Annotated in this window: 18 protein-coding genes; all 18 read right to left on the reverse strand. The window is 70.0% G+C overall.

The annotated features are described in order from the left end of the window. Window positions 1-68 precede the first annotated feature (68 nt). The 18 genes from atpD to thrB all read right to left on the reverse strand — a co-directional run bounded on the left by atpD (window position 69) and on the right by thrB (window position 19,538). Window positions 69-1,511 (reverse strand): F0F1 ATP synthase subunit beta, encoded by a 1,443-nt coding sequence (atpD, locus tag ABZ842_RS15715; protein WP_361537207.1) that lies wholly within the window; start codon window positions 1,509-1,511, stop codon window positions 69-71. Next, entirely contained in the window at window positions 1,511-2,428 is a 918-nt protein-coding gene (locus ABZ842_RS15720; RefSeq protein WP_361537208.1) for a F0F1 ATP synthase subunit gamma, read from the reverse strand. The genes atpD and ABZ842_RS15720 overlap by 1 nt, the downstream gene beginning before the upstream one ends. 20 nt (window positions 2,429-2,448) lie before the next feature. Next, window positions 2,449-4,047 carry a F0F1 ATP synthase subunit alpha gene (gene atpA / locus ABZ842_RS15725; protein ID WP_361537209.1) on the reverse strand — a complete coding sequence of 533 codons (1,599 nt, stop codon included), beginning with the start codon at window positions 4,045-4,047 and terminating at the stop codon, window positions 2,449-2,451. A gap of 156 nt (window positions 4,048-4,203) precedes the next feature. Further along, complete coding sequence (locus ABZ842_RS15730; protein WP_361537210.1) at window positions 4,204-5,019, reverse strand: F0F1 ATP synthase subunit delta; 816 nt, start codon at window positions 5,017-5,019, stop codon at window positions 4,204-4,206. Further along, on the reverse strand, window positions 5,016-5,576 hold the full coding sequence (locus ABZ842_RS15735; protein ID WP_361537211.1) for a F0F1 ATP synthase subunit B: 561 nt from the start codon (window positions 5,574-5,576) through the stop codon (window positions 5,016-5,018). The genes ABZ842_RS15730 and ABZ842_RS15735 overlap by 4 nt, the downstream gene beginning before the upstream one ends. A gap of 41 nt (window positions 5,577-5,617) precedes the next feature. After that, entirely contained in the window at window positions 5,618-5,848 is a 231-nt protein-coding gene (atpE, locus tag ABZ842_RS15740) for an ATP synthase F0 subunit C (protein ID WP_358827635.1), read from the reverse strand. 85 nt (window positions 5,849-5,933) lie between these two features. Continuing rightward, window positions 5,934-6,746, reverse strand: coding sequence for a F0F1 ATP synthase subunit A (gene atpB / locus ABZ842_RS15745; RefSeq protein WP_361537212.1), 813 nt, complete (start codon window positions 6,744-6,746; stop codon window positions 5,934-5,936). Between the two features lie 225 nt (window positions 6,747-6,971). Then, a complete protein-coding gene (locus tag ABZ842_RS15750; protein ID WP_361537213.1) occupies window positions 6,972-7,418 on the reverse strand; it encodes a hypothetical protein in 447 nt (148 codons plus the stop codon). A 274-nt stretch (window positions 7,419-7,692) separates the two neighbouring features. Continuing rightward, complete coding sequence (locus ABZ842_RS15755; protein WP_361537214.1) at window positions 7,693-9,078, reverse strand: MraY family glycosyltransferase; 1,386 nt, start codon at window positions 9,076-9,078, stop codon at window positions 7,693-7,695. Between the two features lie 91 nt (window positions 9,079-9,169). Beyond that, window positions 9,170-10,438: a serine hydroxymethyltransferase gene (gene glyA / locus ABZ842_RS15760; protein WP_361537215.1), complete on the reverse strand. Its 1,269-nt coding sequence runs from the start codon at window positions 10,436-10,438 to the stop codon at window positions 9,170-9,172. A gap of 233 nt (window positions 10,439-10,671) precedes the next feature. Further along, the gene (locus ABZ842_RS15765) at window positions 10,672-11,313 is read right to left on the reverse strand and encodes a protein-tyrosine-phosphatase (protein WP_361537216.1); all 642 of its coding nucleotides are present in this window, start codon (window positions 11,311-11,313) and stop codon (window positions 10,672-10,674) included. Next, on the reverse strand, window positions 11,310-11,957 hold the full coding sequence (locus ABZ842_RS15770; RefSeq protein ID WP_361537217.1) for an L-threonylcarbamoyladenylate synthase: 648 nt from the start codon (window positions 11,955-11,957) through the stop codon (window positions 11,310-11,312). Before ABZ842_RS15770 ends, ABZ842_RS15765 begins: the two co-directional genes overlap by 4 nt. Before the next feature lie 64 nt (window positions 11,958-12,021). After that, a complete protein-coding gene (gene prmC / locus ABZ842_RS15775) occupies window positions 12,022-12,867 on the reverse strand; it encodes a peptide chain release factor N(5)-glutamine methyltransferase (RefSeq protein ID WP_361537218.1) in 846 nt (281 codons plus the stop codon). 57 nt (window positions 12,868-12,924) lie between these two features. Next, on the reverse strand, window positions 12,925-14,004 hold the full coding sequence (prfA, locus tag ABZ842_RS15780; RefSeq protein WP_361537219.1) for a peptide chain release factor 1: 1,080 nt from the start codon (window positions 14,002-14,004) through the stop codon (window positions 12,925-12,927). Between the two features lie 144 nt (window positions 14,005-14,148). Next, window positions 14,149-14,373 (reverse strand): 50S ribosomal protein L31, encoded by a 225-nt coding sequence (gene rpmE / locus ABZ842_RS15785; protein ID WP_361537220.1) that lies wholly within the window; start codon window positions 14,371-14,373, stop codon window positions 14,149-14,151. A 162-nt stretch (window positions 14,374-14,535) separates the two neighbouring features. Next, window positions 14,536-15,717, reverse strand: coding sequence for an LCP family protein (locus ABZ842_RS15790; RefSeq protein ID WP_361537221.1), 1,182 nt, complete (start codon window positions 15,715-15,717; stop codon window positions 14,536-14,538). A 340-nt stretch (window positions 15,718-16,057) separates the two neighbouring features. After that, the gene (gene rho / locus ABZ842_RS15795; protein ID WP_361537222.1) at window positions 16,058-18,082 is read right to left on the reverse strand and encodes a transcription termination factor Rho; all 2,025 of its coding nucleotides are present in this window, start codon (window positions 18,080-18,082) and stop codon (window positions 16,058-16,060) included. Window positions 18,083-18,539: 457 nt separating this feature from the next. Then, the gene (gene thrB, locus ABZ842_RS15800) at window positions 18,540-19,538 is read right to left on the reverse strand and encodes a homoserine kinase (RefSeq protein ID WP_361537223.1); all 999 of its coding nucleotides are present in this window, start codon (window positions 19,536-19,538) and stop codon (window positions 18,540-18,542) included. Window positions 19,539-19,655: the final 117 nt, after the last annotated feature.

Raw genomic sequence — 19,655 nt, forward strand, 5'->3', positions numbered from 1 at the left:
GCCGGACGGGCGAGGAGGGGGCGGGGAACCCCACGGGGTGCCCCGCCCGCTCCTCGTCGGTGCCGGGGTCAGGAGACGCCCAGCTCCTTGGCGTTCTTGCGCAGGTCCTCGATGCCACCGCACATGAAGAAGGCCTGCTCGGGGAAGTGGTCGTACTCGCCGTCGCAGATCGCGTTGAACGCGGAGATCGACTCGTCGAGCGGCACGTCCGAACCGTCCACGCCGGTGAACTGCTTCGCCGCGTGGGTGTTCTGGGACAGGAAGCGCTCGACCCGGCGGGCCCGGTGCACGACGAGCTTGTCCTCTTCGCCGAGCTCGTCGATGCCGAGGATCGCGATGATGTCCTGGAGGTCCTTGTACTTCTGCAGGATCCCCTTGACGCGCATGGCGGCCTCGTAGTGGTCCGCGGCGATGTACCGCGGGTCCAGGATCCGGGACGTGGAGTCCAGCGGGTCCACGGCCGGGTAGATGCCCTTCTCCGAGATCGGACGGGAGAGCACCGTCGTCGCGTCGAGGTGGGCGAAGGTGGTGGCCGGCGCCGGGTCGGTCAGGTCGTCCGCGGGGACGTAGATCGCCTGCATCGAGGTGATCGAGTGACCGCGGGTCGAGGTGATGCGCTCCTGCAGCAGACCCATCTCGTCCGCCAGGTTCGGCTGGTAACCCACCGCGGACGGCATGCGGCCGAGCAGGGTGGACACCTCGGAACCGGCCTGGGTGAACCGGAAGATGTTGTCGATGAAGAAGAGCACGTCCTGCTTCTGCACATCGCGGAAGTACTCCGCCATGGTCAGACCGGCCAGGGCGACGCGCAGACGGGTGCCCGGGGGCTCGTCCATCTGACCGAAGACCAGCGCCGTCTTGTCGAGGACGCCGGACTCCTCCATCTCGTCGATGAGGTCGTTGCCCTCACGGGTGCGCTCGCCGACGCCCGCGAAGACGGAGACGCCCTCGTGGAGGTTGGCGACACGCATGATCATTTCCTGGATCAGCACGGTCTTGCCGACACCGGCACCACCGAACAGACCGATCTTGCCGCCCTTGACGTACGGGGTCAGCAGGTCGACGACCTTCAGACCCGTCTCGAACATCTCGGTCTTCGACTCAAGCTGGTCGAAGGCCGGGGCCTTGCGGTGGATCGCCCAGCGCTCGCCGACGTTGGCGTTCTCCTCGGGGTGGTTCAGCACCTCACCGAGGGTGTTGAACACCTTGCCCTTGGTGAAGTCGCCGACCGGGACGGTGATGCCCGCACCCGTGTCGGTCACCGCGGCCTGGCGGACCAGACCGTCGGTGGGCTGCATCGAGATGGTGCGGACCACACCTTCACCGAGGTGCTGCGCGACCTCAAGGGTCAGCGTCTTGGTCGCGCCGTCGGCGGCGGGGTCGGCCACCTCGACGTGCAGCGCGTTGTAGATCTCCGGCATCGCGTCGACGGGGAACTCCACGTCGACGACCGGGCCGATGACCCGGGCGACGCGGCCCGTGGCGGCGGCCGTCTCAACAGACGTCGTCATTACTTTTCACTCCCCGCGTTCGCGTCGGCCAGGGCACTGGAGCCACCGACGATCTCGCTGATTTCCTGGGTGATTTCGGCCTGGCGGGCCGCGTTGGCAAGTCGGGAGAGCGTGTTGATCAGCTCACCCGCGTTGTCGGTCGCCGACTTCATCGCGCGACGACGGGCCGCGTGCTCGGAGGCGGCGGACTGGAGCAGGGCGTTGTAGACCCGGCTCTCGACGTACCGCGGCAGCAGGGCGTCCAGGACGTCCTCCGCCGACGGCTCGAAGTCGAACAGCGGCAGGATCTCGGCCTTGCCGCCGCTCTCCTCCGCCGCCTGCTCCAAGCTGAGCGGCAGCATCCGGTTGTCCACCGGCGTCTGCGTCATCATCGACACGAACTCCGTGAAGACGATGAACAGCTCGTCGACCCCGCCGTCGGCGGTGTCCTTCTGAACGGCCTCGATGAGCGCCGCGGAGACCTTCTTGGCGTCCGCGTACTCCGGGCTGTCCGTGAAGCCGGTCCACGAGTCCGCGACCTTGCGCTCACGGAACCCGTAGTAGGCGACGCCCTTACGGCCGACGATGTAGCTGTCGACCTCCTTGCCCTCGCCGCGGAGCCGCTCGGTGAGCCGGTCGGCCGCCTTGATGGCGTTGGAGGAGTAGCCTCCGGCCAGCCCGCGGTCGCTCGTGACGAGCAGTACCGCGGCGCGGGTCGGGTTCTCCGCCTCCGTGGTCAGCGGGTGCTTGGTGTTCGACCCGGTCGCCACCGCCGTGACCGCGCGGGTCAGCTCGGTCGCGTACGGCGTGGAGGCCGCCACCTTGCGCTGCGCCTTGACGATGCGCGAGGCGGCGATCATCTCCATCGCCTTGGTGATCTTCTTCGTCGCGCTGACGGACCGGATGCGACGCTTGTAGACCCGGAGCTGCGCTCCCATGGATCAGGTCCCTTCCGTCGTCACTTGGAGACGTTGACGGCGGCCGGAGCGTCCTCGCCGAGCAGCTTGCCGTCGTGCGTCTCGAACTGCTTCTTGAACGCGCTGATGGAGTCCGCGACCGCGGTCAGCGTGTCGTCCGACATCTTGCCGCCCTCACGGATGGAGAGCATCAGACCGGACTCCTCGCGGTGCAGGTACTCCAGCAGCTCGCGCTCGAACCGGCGGATGTCCTGGACCGGGACGTCGTCCATCTTGCCGTTGGTGCCGGCCCACACGGAGACGACCTGGTCCTCGGTGCGCATCGGCTCGTACTGCGGCTGCTTCAGCAGCTCGACCATGCGCTTACCGCGCTCCAGCGACGCCTTGGACGCGGCGTCCAGGTCGGAACCGAAGGCGGCGAACGCCTCCAGCTCACGGAACTGGGCGAGGTCCACGCGAAGGCGGCCGGAGACCTGGCGCATCGCCTTGTGCTGGGCGGAGCCACCGACTCGGGAGACCGAGATGCCGACGTTCAGGGCCGGGCGCTGACCGGCGTTGAACAGGTCGGACTCCAGGAAGCACTGGCCGTCGGTGATGGAGATGACGTTGGTCGGGATGAACGCCGAGACGTCGTTGGCCTTGGTCTCGACGATCGGCAGACCGGTCATCGAACCGGCACCCATCTCGTCGGAGAGCTTGGCGCAGCGCTCCAGCAGACGCGAGTGCAGGTAGAAGACGTCACCGGGGTACGCCTCACGACCCGGCGGACGGCGCAGCAGCAGGGACACGGCGCGGTAGGCGTCGGCCTGCTTCGACAGGTCGTCGAAGATGATCAGGACGTGCTTGCCCTCGTACATCCACTGCTGGCCGATGGCCGAGCCGGTGTACGGCGCGAGGTACTTGAAGCCGGCCGGGTCGGACGCCGGGGCGGCGACGATGGTCGTGTACTCCAGGGCGCCGGCCTCCTCCAGCGCGCCGCGCACGGACGCGATGGTGGAGCCCTTCTGGCCGATGGCGACGTAGATGCAGCGGACCTGCTTGTTCACGTCGCCCGAGCGCCAGTTGTCGCGCTGGTTGATGATCGTGTCGACGGCCAGGGCGGTCTTGCCGGTCTGCCGGTCGCCGATGATCAGCTGGCGCTGACCGCGGCCGATCGGGGTCATGGCGTCAACGGCCTTGTAGCCGGTCTCCATCGGCTCGTGCACCGACTTGCGCTGCATGACCGTGGGGGCCTGCAGTTCGAGGGCGCGGCGACCCGAGGTCTCGATCTCGCCGAGGCCGTCGATCGGGTTGCCGAGCGGGTCGACGACGCGGCCGAGGTAGCCCTCGCCCACGGCGACCGACAGCACCTCACCGGTGCGGCTGACCGACTGTCCTTCTTCGATGCCGCTGAACTCGCCGAGGACGATCGCGCCGATCTCGCGCTCTTCCAGGTTGAGCGCGAGGCCGAGGGTGCCGTCCTCGAACTTCAGCAGCTCGTTCGCCATGGCCGAGGGAAGTCCCTCGACCTTCGCGATGCCGTCGCCGGCCAGGCTGACCGTACCGACCTCCTCGCGCGAGGCCGCGTCCGGCTTGTACGACTGGACGAAGTTCTCCAGCGCGTCCCGGATCTCCTCCGGCCGGATCGTGAGCTCCGCCATCAGGTTCCCTGCTCTCCTTGTTGGGCCCGAAGTTTCTTTGGGGTCTGGGGGCGACCCCCAGGAATCTTCTGCAATTTCTGCACGACCCAACCGGGCCGCTGGTGTTGCCAATTCAGTTGTCGCACCGCGTTCGCGGCGGCCGGCGCGCTGGGCGCGTCAGCCGGCGAGGCGGCGCTTCGCCTCGTCGAGGCGGTCGGCGATGGTCCCGTCGATGACCTCGTCACCGACGCGCACCGAGAGTCCGCCGATCACGGTGGGGTCCACCTCAAGGTTGAGGTGCATCTCCCGGCCGTACAGCCGAGCCAGACCGGCACCGAGACGCTGCTTCTGCTGCTCGGTGAGCGGTACGGCCGAGGTGACGACCGCCACCACTCGGTCCCGCCGGGCCGCGGCCAGCTTGGACAGGGAGTCGATGCCCTGTTCCAGGCTACGTCCACGCGGCGCGGTCACAAGACGCGTGACCAAGCGCTCGGTGGCCGGTGCGGCCTTTCCGGTCAGGAGGCTGCGCAGCAGCTCCGCCCGGGCACCGGGGGCCGCCGACTTGTCGGTCAGCGCGGCCCGCAGCTGCGGGTTGGACTCCACGATCCGGCCGAAGCGGAACAGCTCGTCCTCGACGTCGTCGAGGACGCCGGCCCGCTGGGCGGCGGTGAGCTCGGCGACGGACGCCAGCTCTTCGAGGGCGTCGACCAGGTCGCGCGAGCGCGACCAGCGGGCCCGGACCATGCCCGAGACCAGGTCGGCGGTCTCGCCGCCCACCTGGCCGCGCAGCAGGCGGCCGGCCAGCTCCGACTTGGCGTCGCCGGACTGCGCCGGGTCGGTGAGGACCCGACGCAGCGACACCTCGCGGTCGAACAGCGCGGTGACGGCAGCCAGCTCACCGGCGAGCTTCGTCGCGTCGACCGAGGTGTTGTCGGTCAGCGCGTCGAGGGACTCGCGTGCGGTGGCCAGTGCCTCGCGGCTCGCTCCGTTCATCGGACGACCTCCGCCCGTGCGACGGTGCCGGTCTCCAGCTCGTCGAGGAAGCGGTCGATGGTGCGGCTCTGGCGGTCCCGGTCCTCCAGGGCCTCGCCCACGAGCTTGCTGGCGAGGTCGCTGGCGAGCTGGCCGACGTCCTGACGGAGCACCGCGGCAGCGGCCTTGCGGTCGGCCTCGACCTGGGCGTGACCGGCGGCGATGATCTCCTCACGCTGCCGCTGGCCCTCGGCCCGCATTTCCTGCACGATCACAGCGCCCTGCTCGGTCGCCTCCTGGCGGAGCCGGGCGGCCTCGTGACGGGCTTCGGCGAGCTGGGCCTTGTACTGCTCCAGAACGCTCTCGGCCTCGGTCCTGGCCGCATCGGCCTTCTCGATGCCGCCTTCGATGGCCTCGCGGCGCTCTTCCAGAACCTTCTTGATGTTCGGGAGGAGCTTCTTGGCCAGGAAGAAGAAGACGATCGCGAAGGCGATGGTGCCGATGATGAGCTCGTCGGCGTGCGGGAGCAGCGGCGGCATCGGCTCCCCCGCTGCCGCGATGGTGTTCAGGGCGCTCACATCAGTGCCTTCCGTGAAATGAGATGGGCTGACGCTCGGCCTTACGACGGGTAGACGAAGCCCATGACGATGCCGATGAGGGCCAGCGCCTCACAGAAGGCGAAACCCATGATCTGGTTGGTGCGGATCAGGCCGGCAGCCTCGGGCTGACGGGCGAGGGCCTGGGTGCCGTTACCGAAGATGATGCCGACGCCGACGCCGGGGCCGATCGCGGCGAGACCGTAACCGATGGCGGCAACGTTTCCGGTGAGAGCGGCGAGGGTCTGGGACATGCCGGTTCTTCCTTCTCTTTCAAGGACCCGGTGGGGGTTGGCCACCGGACAGCTGGGTTGGGGGTGGTGCGCTACGCAGCGGGGCTCAGTGGTGCTCGGAGAGCGCGCCCTGGATGTAGTTGGCGGCCAGGAGGACGAAGACGTACGCCTGGACGGCCTGGATGAACAGCTCGAAGACGATCATCGTCATGGTCAGGATGAACGAGGTGCCGGCGTAGACGATGCCGATGCCGTTCATCAGGTACCAGGTGGCGACGGTGAACATCACGATCAGCAGGTGACCGGCGAACATGTTCGCGAAGAGCCGGACGGCGTGGGTGAACGGCCGGATGATCAGGTTCGAGAGGAATTCCAGGACCACGATCAGCGGAAGGATCGGGCCGAGTTCCTTGTTGTAGCCGGTGATGTTCTTCCAGCCACCGACGAAGCCGTGCTTCTTGAAGGTCAGGCCGACCCACAGGAAGTACACGATGAGGGCGAGCACCACCGGATAGGCGATGAGCGAGGTGACCGGGAACTGGGCGACCGGAATGATCGACCACAGGTTCATGATCCAGATGAAGAAGAACAGCGACACCATCAGCGGGACGTACTTCTCGCCGTCCTTCTTGCCGATGATCTCGTAGACGACGCCCCGGCGAACGAAGTCGTACCCCGCCTCGCCGATCATCTGGATCTTGCCGGGCACGAGCTTCGGCTTGTTGAAGGCCGCCCAGAAGAAGCCGACGACGATCAGCGTGCTCACGAAGGCGAGCAGCATGGGCTTGTTGAACTCGAACCCGCCGACCGTGAAGAGAGGCTCGTACATGAAGGTGTGGAGCCCAGGGGCGTTGAATCCACACCCGGTGAAGAGTTGACAGTCCGCCTCGAAGGCGAGCATCTGGGGGTCAGCACTCACCGCGGACTCCTTCAGCGTGGCGCATAGGTACGGCAACCTCGTTGTGTCGGCGCGGCGCGCAGCCGCGGTTCGGCACGGGACTGGTGTAACGGATGGTGGGGCGGCGGGCGGGCCATGAGCCTCGCGGATGAGCGGGCTTCAGCTCAGATGCCCGCGCCCGCAGTGCCGCAGTTGGCACCGGACGATAGCAGGAACGCGAAAGGCCATTTATCCCGCCCCTACTCTTCACGTCGCGGGCTCCGACTTCTGGGGCTCGCGGGCACCCGAACCGGCGGTTTCCTCGGGTTCGACGTAGAGGATCTTGGCCTTCATGTAGGCGCGGGCCTGTGCCGCGACCCAGACGAGGGTCGCCACGACCAGGGTCAGTGCGAAGACCTGGGGATCGAAGAGGGTGGTGTTCTTGAACACCATCAGGAAGACGAAGAGCAGCAGTAGCTGCGTGGTGTACAGCAGCAGGCCCATCGCCTGGAAGAGGTGGGGGTACTGCTTGGCCGTGCGCTGGAGCACCACCAGACCGACGCCCATGAAGAGCAGGACGACCAGGGTGGCGACCGCTGAGCCGAGGGCTCCCTTGCCGCCCGCGACACCGGCGCTGATCGCGGTGGCGATCGCGCCGACCGCGGCCGTGGGTACGGCGGTGTGCAAAAGGGTGCGTGCGTCAGTGGACGGCATGGCGGCATCTCCGCTTGCTGGTGGTGGCAGTGGTGTCGTCATGGACGAGCGTAAGCCGGGTCCGAGTTGGGTCCTCGGGGGCCAACAGACCGTCGCACTACGGTCTTTCGGCACTGTCGCCGGTTCTCGTGAATCGTATCACAAGCTATTTGGGAAGGTCTTTACCCGGTTGTGTGCCGACTCTCACACATGAGAGCGAACTTGCCCGTGTGTGCAGGATCTGCAACCGCACACGGGGCGAGTTGTCTGGTAATGGGCGGCAGGGTGGGAAAAGTCACCCGCGGGAGCCGGCCTTGTTCCGCTCGGACCTCCGCGTGCGGGCGCCGATCGCGGTCGCTCCGTTGACGCCGACGGTCACCGGCACCCGCTCCTCGTGCGCCCCGACGGCGGCTTCCCCCTCGGGGGCAGCCGCGTCCGCGCCGGCGTACGCGTGCGCGGGCTCCGGCTCGGCGCCCTGCTGCGCCGCCCGCGCCTTGCGGCGCCGGTAGCGCGGCGGCACGAACCGCTCCGCCCACCGCGGGGCCCGCGGGGTGAACCGCGGCAGCAGCAGGAGCACCAGCCCCACCGCGCTCAGCCCGACGACCACCATCACGATCCACAGCGACGCCGAGTGGACGGAGTAGCCGACGACGCCGAAGGCGAAGAGCGCCGACCAGAAGTACATGATCAGCACCGCGCGGCTGTGCGAGTGCCCGATCTCCAGCAGCCGGTGGTGCAGGTGGCCCCGGTCGGCCGCGAACGGCGACTGCCCCTTCCAGGTGCGCCGCACGATCGCCAGCACCAGGTCGGCCAGCGGGATCGCGATGATCGTCAGCGGCAGCAGCAGCGGGATGAAGACCGGGAGCATCGCATGGGTGGTGTCGCGGGCGCTGCCGTCGTAGACGAAGATCCGCAGGGTGTCCGGGTCCACCTGGCCGGTGACCGAGATCGCGGAAGCGGCGAGCACCAGGCCGATCAGCATCGACCCCGAGTCACCCATGAAGATCCGCGCCGGGTGCATGTTGTGCGGCAGGAAGCCCAGGCACATGCCCATCAGGATGGCCGTGAACAGGGTCGCCGGGGCGGCGGCCTCGATCATGTTCCCGAACCAGAGCCGGTACGAGTACAGGAAGAACGCCGCGGCGGCGATGCACACCATGCCGGCGGCCAGCCCGTCGAGCCCGTCGACGAAGTTCACCGCGTTGATGGTGATCACCACCAGCGCGACCGTCAGCAGCGTGCCCTGCCAGGAGGTCAGGGAGACCGTGCCGACGCCGGGCACCGGGATCCACAGGATCGTCAGGCCCTGCATGACCATGACGCCGGCGGCGATCATCTGCCCGCCGAGCTTGATCAGCGCGTCGATCTCGAACTTGTCGTCCAGGACGCCGATCAGCCAGATCAGCGCGGCGCCGGAGAGCAGCGCGCGCGGCTCGTTCGACAGCTCGAAGACGCTGCCGAGGTTCTGCAGGTGGTCGGCGACCAGGAGCCCCGCGCACAGCCCGAAGAACATCGCGATGCCGCCGAGTCGCGGCGTCGGCTCTCGGTGGACGTCACGTGCACGGATCTCCGGCATCGCGCCGGTCGCAATGGCGAACTTCCGCACCGGACCGGTCAGCAGATAGGTCACCGCGGCCGTGACACAGAGCGTCAGCAGATAATCACGCACGGGCTGCCCCACAGAAATCGCTGGCCATCTCAGCCCCACACCTTAGCCGTGGTGGCCATGTGGTTGAGGACTCCCCGGTGCCGCCGATGGTTGCACGGAGCCGCTACTGCCCTGGATAGGGAGGAAATCTCCCCACCAATTCCGCGGCTTCCGCACGCAAGGTCCCCACCTGCTCCCCCTCCGCGTAGAGCGCCGCGGCGAAGAGCACCGCGATCCGCGCCATCTCCGCCTCCCCCATGCCCTGGGTGGTCACCGCGGCCGTCCCCAGCCGGATGCCGCGCGTCTCGCCGTGCGGCAGGGCGCAGGTGTCCAGCACCAGCCCGGCAGCCGCCAGACGGCCGCGTGCCGTCCTCCCGTCGACGCCGAGTGCCGAGGGGTCGGCGCCGATGAGATGGGTGTCCGTACCGCCCGTGAGCACCCGGCAGCCCTCCGCCTCCAGCCCGGCCGCGAGCATCCGTGCGTTCGCCACGACCTGGTGGGCGTAGGCCGCGTACTCGGGCGTCGACGCTTCGCGGAACGCGACCGCCTTCGCCGCGATGGTGTGCATCTGGGCGCCGCCCTGGGTGAACGGGAACACCGCCCGGTCGATCCGGTCCGCCAGCTCCTCACCGCACAGCAGCAGCCCGCCGCGCGGCCCGCGCAGCACCTTGTGCGTCGTCGCGCAGACCACGTCGGCGTACGGCACCGGGCTCGGCGCCGCTCCCCCGGCGATCAGCCCCATCGGATGGGCCGCGTCCGCGATCAGATACGCCCCCACCTCGTCGGCGATCTCCCGGAACCGCGGGTAGTCGAGGTGGCGCGGGTAGCAGATCGAACCGCACACGATCGCCTTCGGGCGCACCTCGTGGGCGAGGCGGCGCACCTCGTCGTAGTCGATCAGGCCGCTGTCGCGGTCCACGCCGTAGCCGACGAAGTCGAACCAGCGGCCCGAGAAGTTCGCGGGCGAGCCGTGCGTGAGGTGTCCGCCGTACGGCAGTCCCATCGCGAGGACGGTGTCGCCGGGCCGCAACAGCGCGGCGTAGGCCGCGAGGACCGCGGCGGACCCCGAGTGGGGCTGTACGTTGGCGTGCTCGGCGCCGAACAGGGCCCTGGCCCGGTCGACGGCGATCCGCTCGGCCACGTCGACCAGCTCGCAGCCGGCGTGGTGGCGGGCGCCCGGATAGCCCTCGGCGTACTTGTTCACCAGCGGTGAGCCGAGGGCGGCGAGGACCGCGGGCGAGGTGAAGTTCTCCGCGGCGATCAGCTGGAGGCTGTCGGCCTGCCGGGCGGTCTCCGCGGCGATCACGTCGGCGATCTCGGGGTCCTCGCGGGCGAGGGCGTCGAGCGGGGGTGACGTCTCAGTGCGCTGTGCACCTGCGGTGCGGACGGCCATGGTGTGCTCCGGGCCTCGCGAGTCTGTGCGCCTCCAATGTAGGCCCCGCTTGCCCTCCCCGCCCGCCGGAACGTCCCGCCCGCCCGCGCCTGCACTTGGCTTGCAGCCCGCAGCCGAGGGAGTTCAGGGGCGCTGGGGGACCCCCCACGCCCCTGGGTTGCCCCTGTCCGGGGCCACAGCAAGGCACGCCCCTGGGTTTCCTGGCCACAGGAGGTACACAGCGCACGTAGGGGTCAGTGGTGGGTCGGGATGCCCGTGAGCGCGGTGACCACGGGGTCCAGCGCCTGGTTGATCTCGTCGCCGATCGAGCGGAACAGCGTGATCGGCGCCCCATACGGATCGAACACCTCGTCCGCGTCGGGGCTCGGCGCCAACAGCCATCCCCGCAGCGCCGCCGCCGCCCGCACCAGCGCCCGCGCCCGCTCCACCACGCCCTCGTCCCGCGGATCCGGCAGCGTCGCCGGGTCGATCGCCCGCACCAGTCGGGTGAACTCCTTGAGCGTGAAGGTCCGCAGCCCCGCCGAGTGGCCCATCGAGATGACCTGGGCGCGGTGGTCCCGCGTCGCGGTGAGGACCAGGTCCGCGCGGATGACGTGCTCGTCGAGCAGCTCCCGGCCCACGAACCCGGTCGCGTCCGCGCCGAAGTCCGCGAGGACGGTCTCCGCATTGGCCTCCATGGGCGCGCCCTCGTGGCCCCAGGTCCCGGCGCTCTCCACGATCAGGCCGCTCGCCATCAGGTCGCCCAGCCGGTCGCTGAGGGCGTGCCGGGTCAGCCGCTCGGTGATCGGCGAGCGGCAGACGTTGCCGGTGCTGACGTGGAGTATCCGGAAGCAGTCGCCCGTACCTATGCCACGCCCCACGTCAGGGGCGATCAATGCGCCACCTCAAGGTCGGGTACGACCTTGCGCAGCTCGTCCGCGTCCAGCGCGCCGGCGCGCAGCAGCACGGGCACCTCACCGGTGACGTCGACGATCGAGGACGGCACGATGCCGGGGGTGCGCCCGCCGTCGAGGTAGACGGAGACGGCGTCGCCGAGCATGTCCTGCGCGGCGTCGCAGTCCTCCGGCGCGGGGTGTCCCGTCAGGTTCGCGGAGGAGACCGCCATCGGACCGACGTCGGTGAGCAGTTCGATGGCGACCGGGTGCAGCGGCATCCGGATCGCGACCGTGCCGCGGGTGTCGCCGAGGTCCCACTGCAGGGAGGGCTGGTGGCGGGCGACCAGCGTCAGGGCGCCGGGCCAGAAGGCGTCGACCAGCTCCCACGCCTCCTCGGAGAAGTCGGTGACCAGGCCGTGGAGGGTGTTCGGGGAGCCGATGAGGACGGGGGTGGGCATGTTGCGGCCCCGGCCCTTGGCGGCCAGCAGGTCCGCGACCGCCTCGGAGCTGAAGGCGTCCGCGCCCAGCCCGTAGACGGTGTCCGTGGGCAGGACGACCAGCTCGCCGCGGCGGACGGCGGACGACGCCTCACGCAGCCCGGTCGTGCGGTCGGTCGCGTCGTTGCAGTCGTATCGCCGAGCCATCAGGGGGCCTCCTGGTCGGGGTGCCGCGACGCGCACGGGGCGTCGGGGGCGTACGGGGTCGTCGTCACGGCGTCGCCTTGCGGGCGGTGGCGAACCGCGGGCGCTTGTTCAGGTCCGGGTGGTCCGCGGCGTCGGTCCACCCGGACTCCTCCGCGAAGATCCAGGGCACCTGACCGCCCTGGGTGTCCGCGTGCTCGATGACGACGAGCCCGCCGGGGCGCAGCAGCCGGTGGGCGGTGCGCTCGATGCCGCGGATGGTGTCGAGGCCGTCCTCGCCGGAGAAGAGGGCCATTTCGGGGTCGTGGTCGCGGGCCTCGGGCGCCACGTACTCCCACTCGGTGAGCGGGATGTACGGCGGGTTGGAGATGACGAGGTCGACCTGGCCGTCCAGCTCGGGCAGGGCGGTGAGCGCATTGCCCTGGTGGAGGGTGACGCGGGAGCCCTCGGCGTTCTTGCGGGCCCAGGTGAGCGCCGAGTCGGAGAGTTCGACGGCGTGCACGCGCGAGCGCGGCACCTCCTGGGCCATGGCCAGCGCGATGGCCCCGGAGCCGGTGCACAGGTCGACGATGAGCGGTTCGACGACGTCCATGGCGCGGACCGCGTCTATGGCCCAGCCGACGACCGACTCGGTCTCCGGGCGGGGCACGAAGACGCCCGGCCCGACCTGGAGCTCCAGATAGCGGAAGAAGGCGCGGCCGGTGATGTGTTGGAGCGGTTCGCGGGCCTCGCGGCGGGCCACGGCCTCCCAGTAGCGGGCGTCGAAGTCCGCGTCCTTGACGGCGTGCAGTTCACCCCGCTTCACGCCGTGCACGAAGGCGGCCAGCTCCTCCGCGTCGAAGCGCGGCGAGGGCACGCCGGCGTCGGCCAGCCGCTGGGTGGCCTGGGCCACCTCGGCAAGCAGCAGGTTCACTGGTCGTCCTCCACCCGTTTCGTACGGACGTGTCTTACTTCCGTGGCCGCTGCGCGGTCACTGCGCGGCGGCGAGCTTGGCGGCGGAGTCGGCGTCCACGCACGCCTGGATCACGGCGTCCAGGTCCCCGTCGAGGACCTGGTCGAGGTTGTACGCCTTGAATCCGACGCGGTGGTCCGAGATGCGGTTCTCCGGGAAGTTGTACGTACGGATCTTCTCGGAGCGGTCCACGGTGCGGACCTGGCTGCGGCGCTGGTCCGCGGCCTTGCTCTCGGCCTCCTCCTGGGCCGCGGCGAGCAGCCGGGACCGCAGGATGCGCAACGCCTGCTCCTTGTTCTGGAGCTGGCTCTTCTCGTTCTGGCAGGAGGCGACCACCCCGGTCGGGAGGTGGGTGATGCGCACGGCGGAGTCGGTGGTGTTGACCGACTGGCCGCCGGGGCCGGACGAGCGGTAGACGTCGATCCGAAGGTCGTTCGGGTTGATCTCGACGTCGATCTCCTCGGCCTCGGGGGTCACGAGGACGCCGGCGGCGGAGGTGTGGATGCGGCCCTGGGACTCGGTCGCGGGCACGCGCTGGACGCGGTGCACCCCGCCCTCGTACTTCAGTCGGGCCCAGACGCCCTGGCCGGGCTCGGTGGCGCCCTGGCCGCCCTTGGTCTTGACCGCGACCTGGACGTCCTTGTAGCCGCCGAGCTCGGACTCGGTGGCGTCGATGATCTCGGTCTTCCAGCCGGCGCGCTCGGCGTAGCGCAGGTACATCCGCAGCAGGTCACCGGCGAAGAGGGCGGACTCGTCGCCGCCGGCGCCGGCCTTGACCTCCAGGATGACGTCCTTGTCGTCGCTGGGGTCGCGGGGCACCAGCAGCAGCCTCAGCTTCTCCGTGAGCTCCTCGCGCTGCTGCTCCAGCTCCTTGACCTCGGCGACGAAGTCCGGGTCGTCGGCGGCGAATTCGCGGGCGGTCTCGATGTCCTCGCCGGTCTGCTTCCAGGAGCGGTAGGCGGCGACGATCGGCGTCAGCTCGGCGTACCGCTTGTTCAGCTTGCGCGCGTTCGCCTGGTCGGCGTGGACGGCGGGGTCGGCGAGCTGCTTTTCGAGATCGGCGTGCTCGGCGACGATTTCTTCGACCGCCTCGAACATCGTGGCTCCTGGGGTTCTCTGTGGGGTGCTGCCGCGCTGCTGCGCCGCCGGCGAAAGGGGGGGGTGACGTCCTCGTGCGGGACGTCAAAGCGCCGGTCCCGGCCGCCCGGCGAAGGGCGGCCGATGACCGGCGCAGTCGGCTCGCTACTTCTTGGCGGAGCCGGCGGCCTTGCCGAAGCGGGCCTCGAAGCGGGCCACGCGGCCACCGGTGTCGAGGATCTTCTGCTTGCCCGTGTAGAACGGGTGGCACGCGGAGCAGACCTCGGCGCGGATGGTGCCGCCCTGGATCGTGCTACGGGTGGTGAACGACGCGCCACAGGTGCAGCTGACCTGCGTCTCGACGTACTCGGGGTGGATGTCGCGCTTCAAGGTGTCTCCTAGATTCGGGAGGGCGCCGGGTCGCACGGGCGGATTGCTCGTGCGTGAACCGGGGCCGACGTACCAGTCTGCCAGGACCGGCCGTATCTCCCAAAACCGGGGGCGGAACGGAACTATTCCCCCGCGCGCGCCCGGCGTCGGCGCGCGCCCGCGCTACCGCCCCGAGCCTCCGTCGGAGCCGGTGCCGGAGCCGGTGCCGGTGGTGGGCGCGGAGGTGGTGTCACGGACCACGGAGCCCGCTTCGCCCTTGTCGGCGGCGGAGTCCTTGAGGGCTTCGGCCGGGATCGGCCGGTCCGCCCTCAGCGCGCTCCAGACCTGTCGGGAGGCGCCGTCGAGGGGGACGACGCGGTTGGGGTCCGCGGGGTCGTAGACGACGGGCAGGGTGACCATCTGGACGTCGTCGGGGCCGATGCCGCTCAGGGAGCGGGCGAAGCCGACCAGCTTCGGCACGGAGGCGAGCTGGGAGTCGGGGGTGATCGCTTTGGTGGCGGTGTCGGCGACGTCGAGGAGCTTCGTCGGGTTCGTCAGCAGGCCGACGTCCTTCACCTGGGCGATGAATGCCTTCATGAACGCCTGCTGGAGCTGGATGCGCCCCAGGTCGCTGCCGTCGCCGACGCTCTTGCGGGTGCGGACCAGGCCGAGTGCCTGCTCCCCGTCCAGGTTGTGGGTGCCGGGCGGGAGGTCGAGGTGGCTGTCGGGGTCCTTGATGGGCTTGGTGGTGGTGATCTCGACGCCGCCCAATGCGTCAACGAGCTTTTTGAAGCCGGTGAAGTCGACCTCGATGTAGTGGTCCATGCGGATGCCGGACATCCGCTCCACCGTCTTGACCGCGCAGGCCGGGCCGCCGACCTCGTACGCCGTGTTGAACATGACGTCGCGCTCGGCGGATATGCGCTGGCCTTCGGGGCCGGTGCAGCTGGGTCGGGAGACGAGGGTGTCGCGGGGTATGGAGACCACGCTGGCCTCCTTGTGGCCCGGGTAGACGTGGACGACCATCGCGGTGTCCGAGCGTCCCGCGCCCTCGTCGCGGCCGTACTCGCCGTTCGCGCCGGAGCGGGTGTCGGAGCCGAGGACGAGGATGTCCATCGAGCCGGTGTCGACGTCGGCGGGGCGGTCCTTGTTGTCGAGCTGGGCGTTGATGTCGACGCCCCGGAGGTTGCCGTCCAGCTTGACGTAGGCGAGGCCGAGGCCGCCGCCGCCGATGAGCACCAGGGCGGCTGCGGACCAGGCGGCGACCTTCACCGCCGTACGGCGGCCGGAGCGCGGCTTGCGACGGCCACCGCGGCCCGCGTCCCCGCTGCCTATTCGGCTCCCGCCGGTGCTGTGCTCGCCCATGGTGTCTCCCGACTCTCCCGTCGCGGCTGCGGTCCGTGCGGACCTTGCGACACATGCGGCTTCTGTGGCGCTCTGTCGCGCCTGTGGAATTTTGTTCCGCCTTGGCTAGGACGTCGACATCCTCGGAAGGGTTGCACGCGGGTGTGAGAGCAGGGTGAGAAAACGGTCGCCGACGCCTGTGGGGAGGGTCACCGGATCTTCGCCGTACGCAGCCGTGCGCAGTCGTACGCACACACACAGCCGCACACGGCCGTACGCATGCGGCAGGCCCCGCCACCACGGGGGTGACGGGGCCTGTCGTCCGTACTGCGCGTCGAACGCGTCCAGCAGTGCGCCTGCGTCAGTCGCCGTTGCCGACGGACGGGGTCGTCTTCTGGATCTGGAGCAGGAACTCGGCGTTCGACTTCGTCTGCTTCATCTTGTCGAGCAGCAGCTCGATCGCCTGCTGCTGGTCGAGGGCGTGCAGCACCCGACGCAGCTTCCAGACGATGGCGAGCTCCTCGCTGCCCAGCAGGATCTCCTCCTTGCGGGTGCTGGACGCGTCGACGTCCACCGCGGGGAAGATGCGCTTGTCGGAGAGCTTCCGGTCGAGCTTGAGCTCCATGTTGCCGGTGCCCTTGAACTCCTCGAAGATCACCTCGTCCATCCGCGAACCGGTGTCGACCAGCGCGGTGGCCAGGATGGTCAGCGAGCCGCCGTCCTCGATGTTGCGCGCCGCACCGAAGAACCGCTTCGGCGGGTAGAGCGCGGTCGAGTCGACACCACCGGACAGGATGCGTCCGGAGGCGGGGGCCGCGAGGTTGTACGCACGGCCCAGACGGGTGATGGAGTCCAGCAGGACGACCACGTCGTGACCCAGCTCAACGAGGCGCTTGGCGCGCTCGATGGCCAGTTCGGCGACGGTGGTGTGGTCCTCGGCCGGGCGGTCGAAGGTCGAGGAGATGACCTCGCCCTTCACCGACCGCTGCATGTCGGTGACCTCTTCCGGACGCTCGTCGACGAGGACGACCATCAGGTGGCACTCGGGGCTGTTGACCGTGATGGCGTTGGCGATCGCCTGCAGGATCATGGTCTTGCCGGTCTTCGGCGGGGCCACGATCAGACCGCGCTGGCCCTTGCCGATCGGCGACACGAGGTCGATGATCCGGGTGGTCAGCACGCCGGGGTCGGTCTCCAGGCGGAGCCGGTCCTGCGGGTACAGCGGGGTGAGCTTGTTGAACTCCGGCCGCCCGCGGCCCGATTCGGGCGCCATGCCGTTGACGGAGTCCAGTCGCACGAGCGCGTTGAACTTCTCGCGGCGCTCGCCCTCCTTGGGCTGGCGGACCGCACCGGTGACGTGGTCGCCCTTGCGCAGGCCGTTCTTGCGGACCTGGGCGAGGGAGACGTACACGTCGTTCGGGCCCGGCAGGTAGCCGGAGGTGCGGATGAACGCGTAGTTGTCGAGGATGTCGAGGATGCCCGCGACGGGGATCAGGACGTCGTCGTCGGAGACCTGCGGCTCGCCGGCGAAGTCCTCGCGCCCGCGGCGTCCGCGGCGGTCGCGGTAGCGTCCGCGCCGACCGCGCCGGCCGCTGCCGTCGTCGTCGAAGTCGTCCTGCTGGCCGCCCTGCTGCTGGCGCTGGCCGCCCTGCTGCTGGCGCTGGCCGCCCTGCTGCTGGTCGTCGCCCTTGCCACGACCGCGGTCACGGTCACGGTCGCGCTGGCGCTCGCGGCGGTCACCGCGCTGGCCGCGCTCACCGCGCTCCTTGCGGCCCTCGCCCTCCTGCGTCGGCGCGGAAGCGCCAACGGCGGCCTCGGCCTTGGCGTCCGCCTGCGGCTCCGCCTTGGCTTCCTTCGCCGCGGCGGTCTCCTTGGCGGCACCGGACTCGGCGGCCTCGGCGTCGGGGCTGCCCGCCGGAGCGGTGGCCCGACGGCGACGACGCTCGCCGGCCGGCTGGTCGTCGCTGGCCGGCTGGCCGGGGATGTCGATCTGCTGCTGCGTCGCGGCCTTCTCGGCGGCGGTGGACGCGCCCTCGGCGGCGGCAGCAGCCGCCTCGCCCGTGCGCGCCTTGGAGGTGGTGCGGCGCTTCGGCTTGGCCTCGGCGCCCTTCGCCTCCGTCTCGGCGGTCTTCTTGGCCGCAGTGGCTCCGCCGCCGGCCTGCGCCTCCTTGATGACCTCGATCAGCTGGCTCTTGCGCATGCGCGCGGTGCCCCTGATTCCGAGGCCGGACGCGACCTGCTGCAGCTCCGCCAGGACCATGCCCTCAAGGCCGGTGCCGGAACGGCGGCGCCGGGAGGTGGTGCCGGAGGCAGCACCTGCGGCGGGCGCGGTGCTGTCGACGTTCGCGTCGGCAGTCACGCCCATCAGATCGGTGGTGTCGCTCACGAAGGGTCCTTCCCTGGAGCGGACGTCGGCCATCTGGCTCGGCGACCGGTTGTGCTGTCCGACTGCGGTCCACTTGTGTGACCGTGTCGGGGCGGTGGTCCCCGCCGGGTCTGAGTACGGCGGAGAGGCAGATACATGCAATCCGGCCCGAGGTCCCCCTGCTCGGCCCACTCCGCGACGGAGCGGGAGGTGTCGTGCCGGTTCCGGAGCGTGCTCGCTACTGCTCAGGCAGGCTGCGCAGGCAGTACGGGGAGGCTCCCGGAAGAATTGGTGGTCCCGATTCGGGACGCGAAGCTCCGAGCCACAATGGCTTCGGTTGCAGACTTGAGGTTAACACTACCGGCTCCAACAAACATTCCCCCTCTCCCTCACCGGCAATCTCGTGTCCTTGCCATTCGCCGTGCGCTGCGACGGGACGTGGCGGTGCGTCCCGCGCGGTGCCCCGCTCCCCGAAGGCTCATCCGGGAAGGGAGTCACCCGTCCCCTCACCGGCCCCTCCCACCTGCGACGGACCCTCGTCCCCCGACTCCGCGGCGCCCGGCGCCACCATCGGCAGCACGCTCGCCCCGGTGGCGTCGAAGGCGAGTCGGTTCGCGGCCCAGCCCTCGCCCGCGAGCCGGGCGACCTTGTCGGCGACGCCGTGCTCCGCCAGCGCGAGCACCGTGGGGCCCGCACCGGAGATGACTGCAGGGACGCCGTCAGCGCGCAGTCGGTTGACGAGGTCGACGCTCTGCGGCATCGCCGGGGCGCGGTACTCCTGGTGCAGCCGGTCCTCGGTGGCGGGCAGCAGCAGCTCGGGACGCCTGGTCAGCGCCTCGACGAGGAGGGCGGCACGACCGGCGTTCGCCGCGGCGTCCACATGCGGCACGGTGCGCGGCAGCAATCCGCGGGCGGTCTCCGTGAGCACCGGCTTCGCGGGCACGAAAACCACTGGAACGACGGAATCGGCCGGGTCCATCCTGATGGCCCGCGCGGCCCCGCCGTCGCTCCAGGCGAGCGTGAAGCCGCCGAACAGACACGCCGCGACGTTGTCCGGGTGCCCCTCGATCTCGGTCGCGAGCTCCAGCAGCGCGGTCTCGTCGAGGCGGGCGTCGCCCCCTATCGTCACGGCGCGGGCGGCGACGATCCCGGCGCAGATGGCCGCGGACGACGAGCCGAGGCCGCGCCCGTGCGGAATGCGGTTGGCGCAGACGACCTCCAGGCCGCGCGGCTGCCCGCCGAGCAGGTCGAAGGCCGTGCGCAGGGAGCGTACGAGCAAATGGCTCTCGTCGCGGGGCAGCGTCGACGCGCCCTCACCCGCGATGTCGATGTGCAGACCGGAGTCCGCGACCCGTACGACGACGTCGTCGTACAGCCCCAGGGACAGCCCGAAGGCGTCGAAGCCGGGGCCGAGGTTGGCACTGGTGGCGGGCACGCGCACTCGGACGGCGGCGGCGCGGAACGCTGGACCGGCCATCGCTCGATGACTCTCCTTGGTTCTCAACTGACGTGTGCTGACTGCTGCCTGCTGCTGGTGCGTGGCGTTGTGCGGCAAACGGGGACTGGGCGCCCGGGGGCCGAGGACGGCGACGAC

It is taken from the genome of Streptomyces sp. NPDC047315 (assembly GCF_040643215.1).
Classification (GTDB): Bacteria; Actinomycetota; Actinomycetes; order Streptomycetales; family Streptomycetaceae; genus Streptomyces.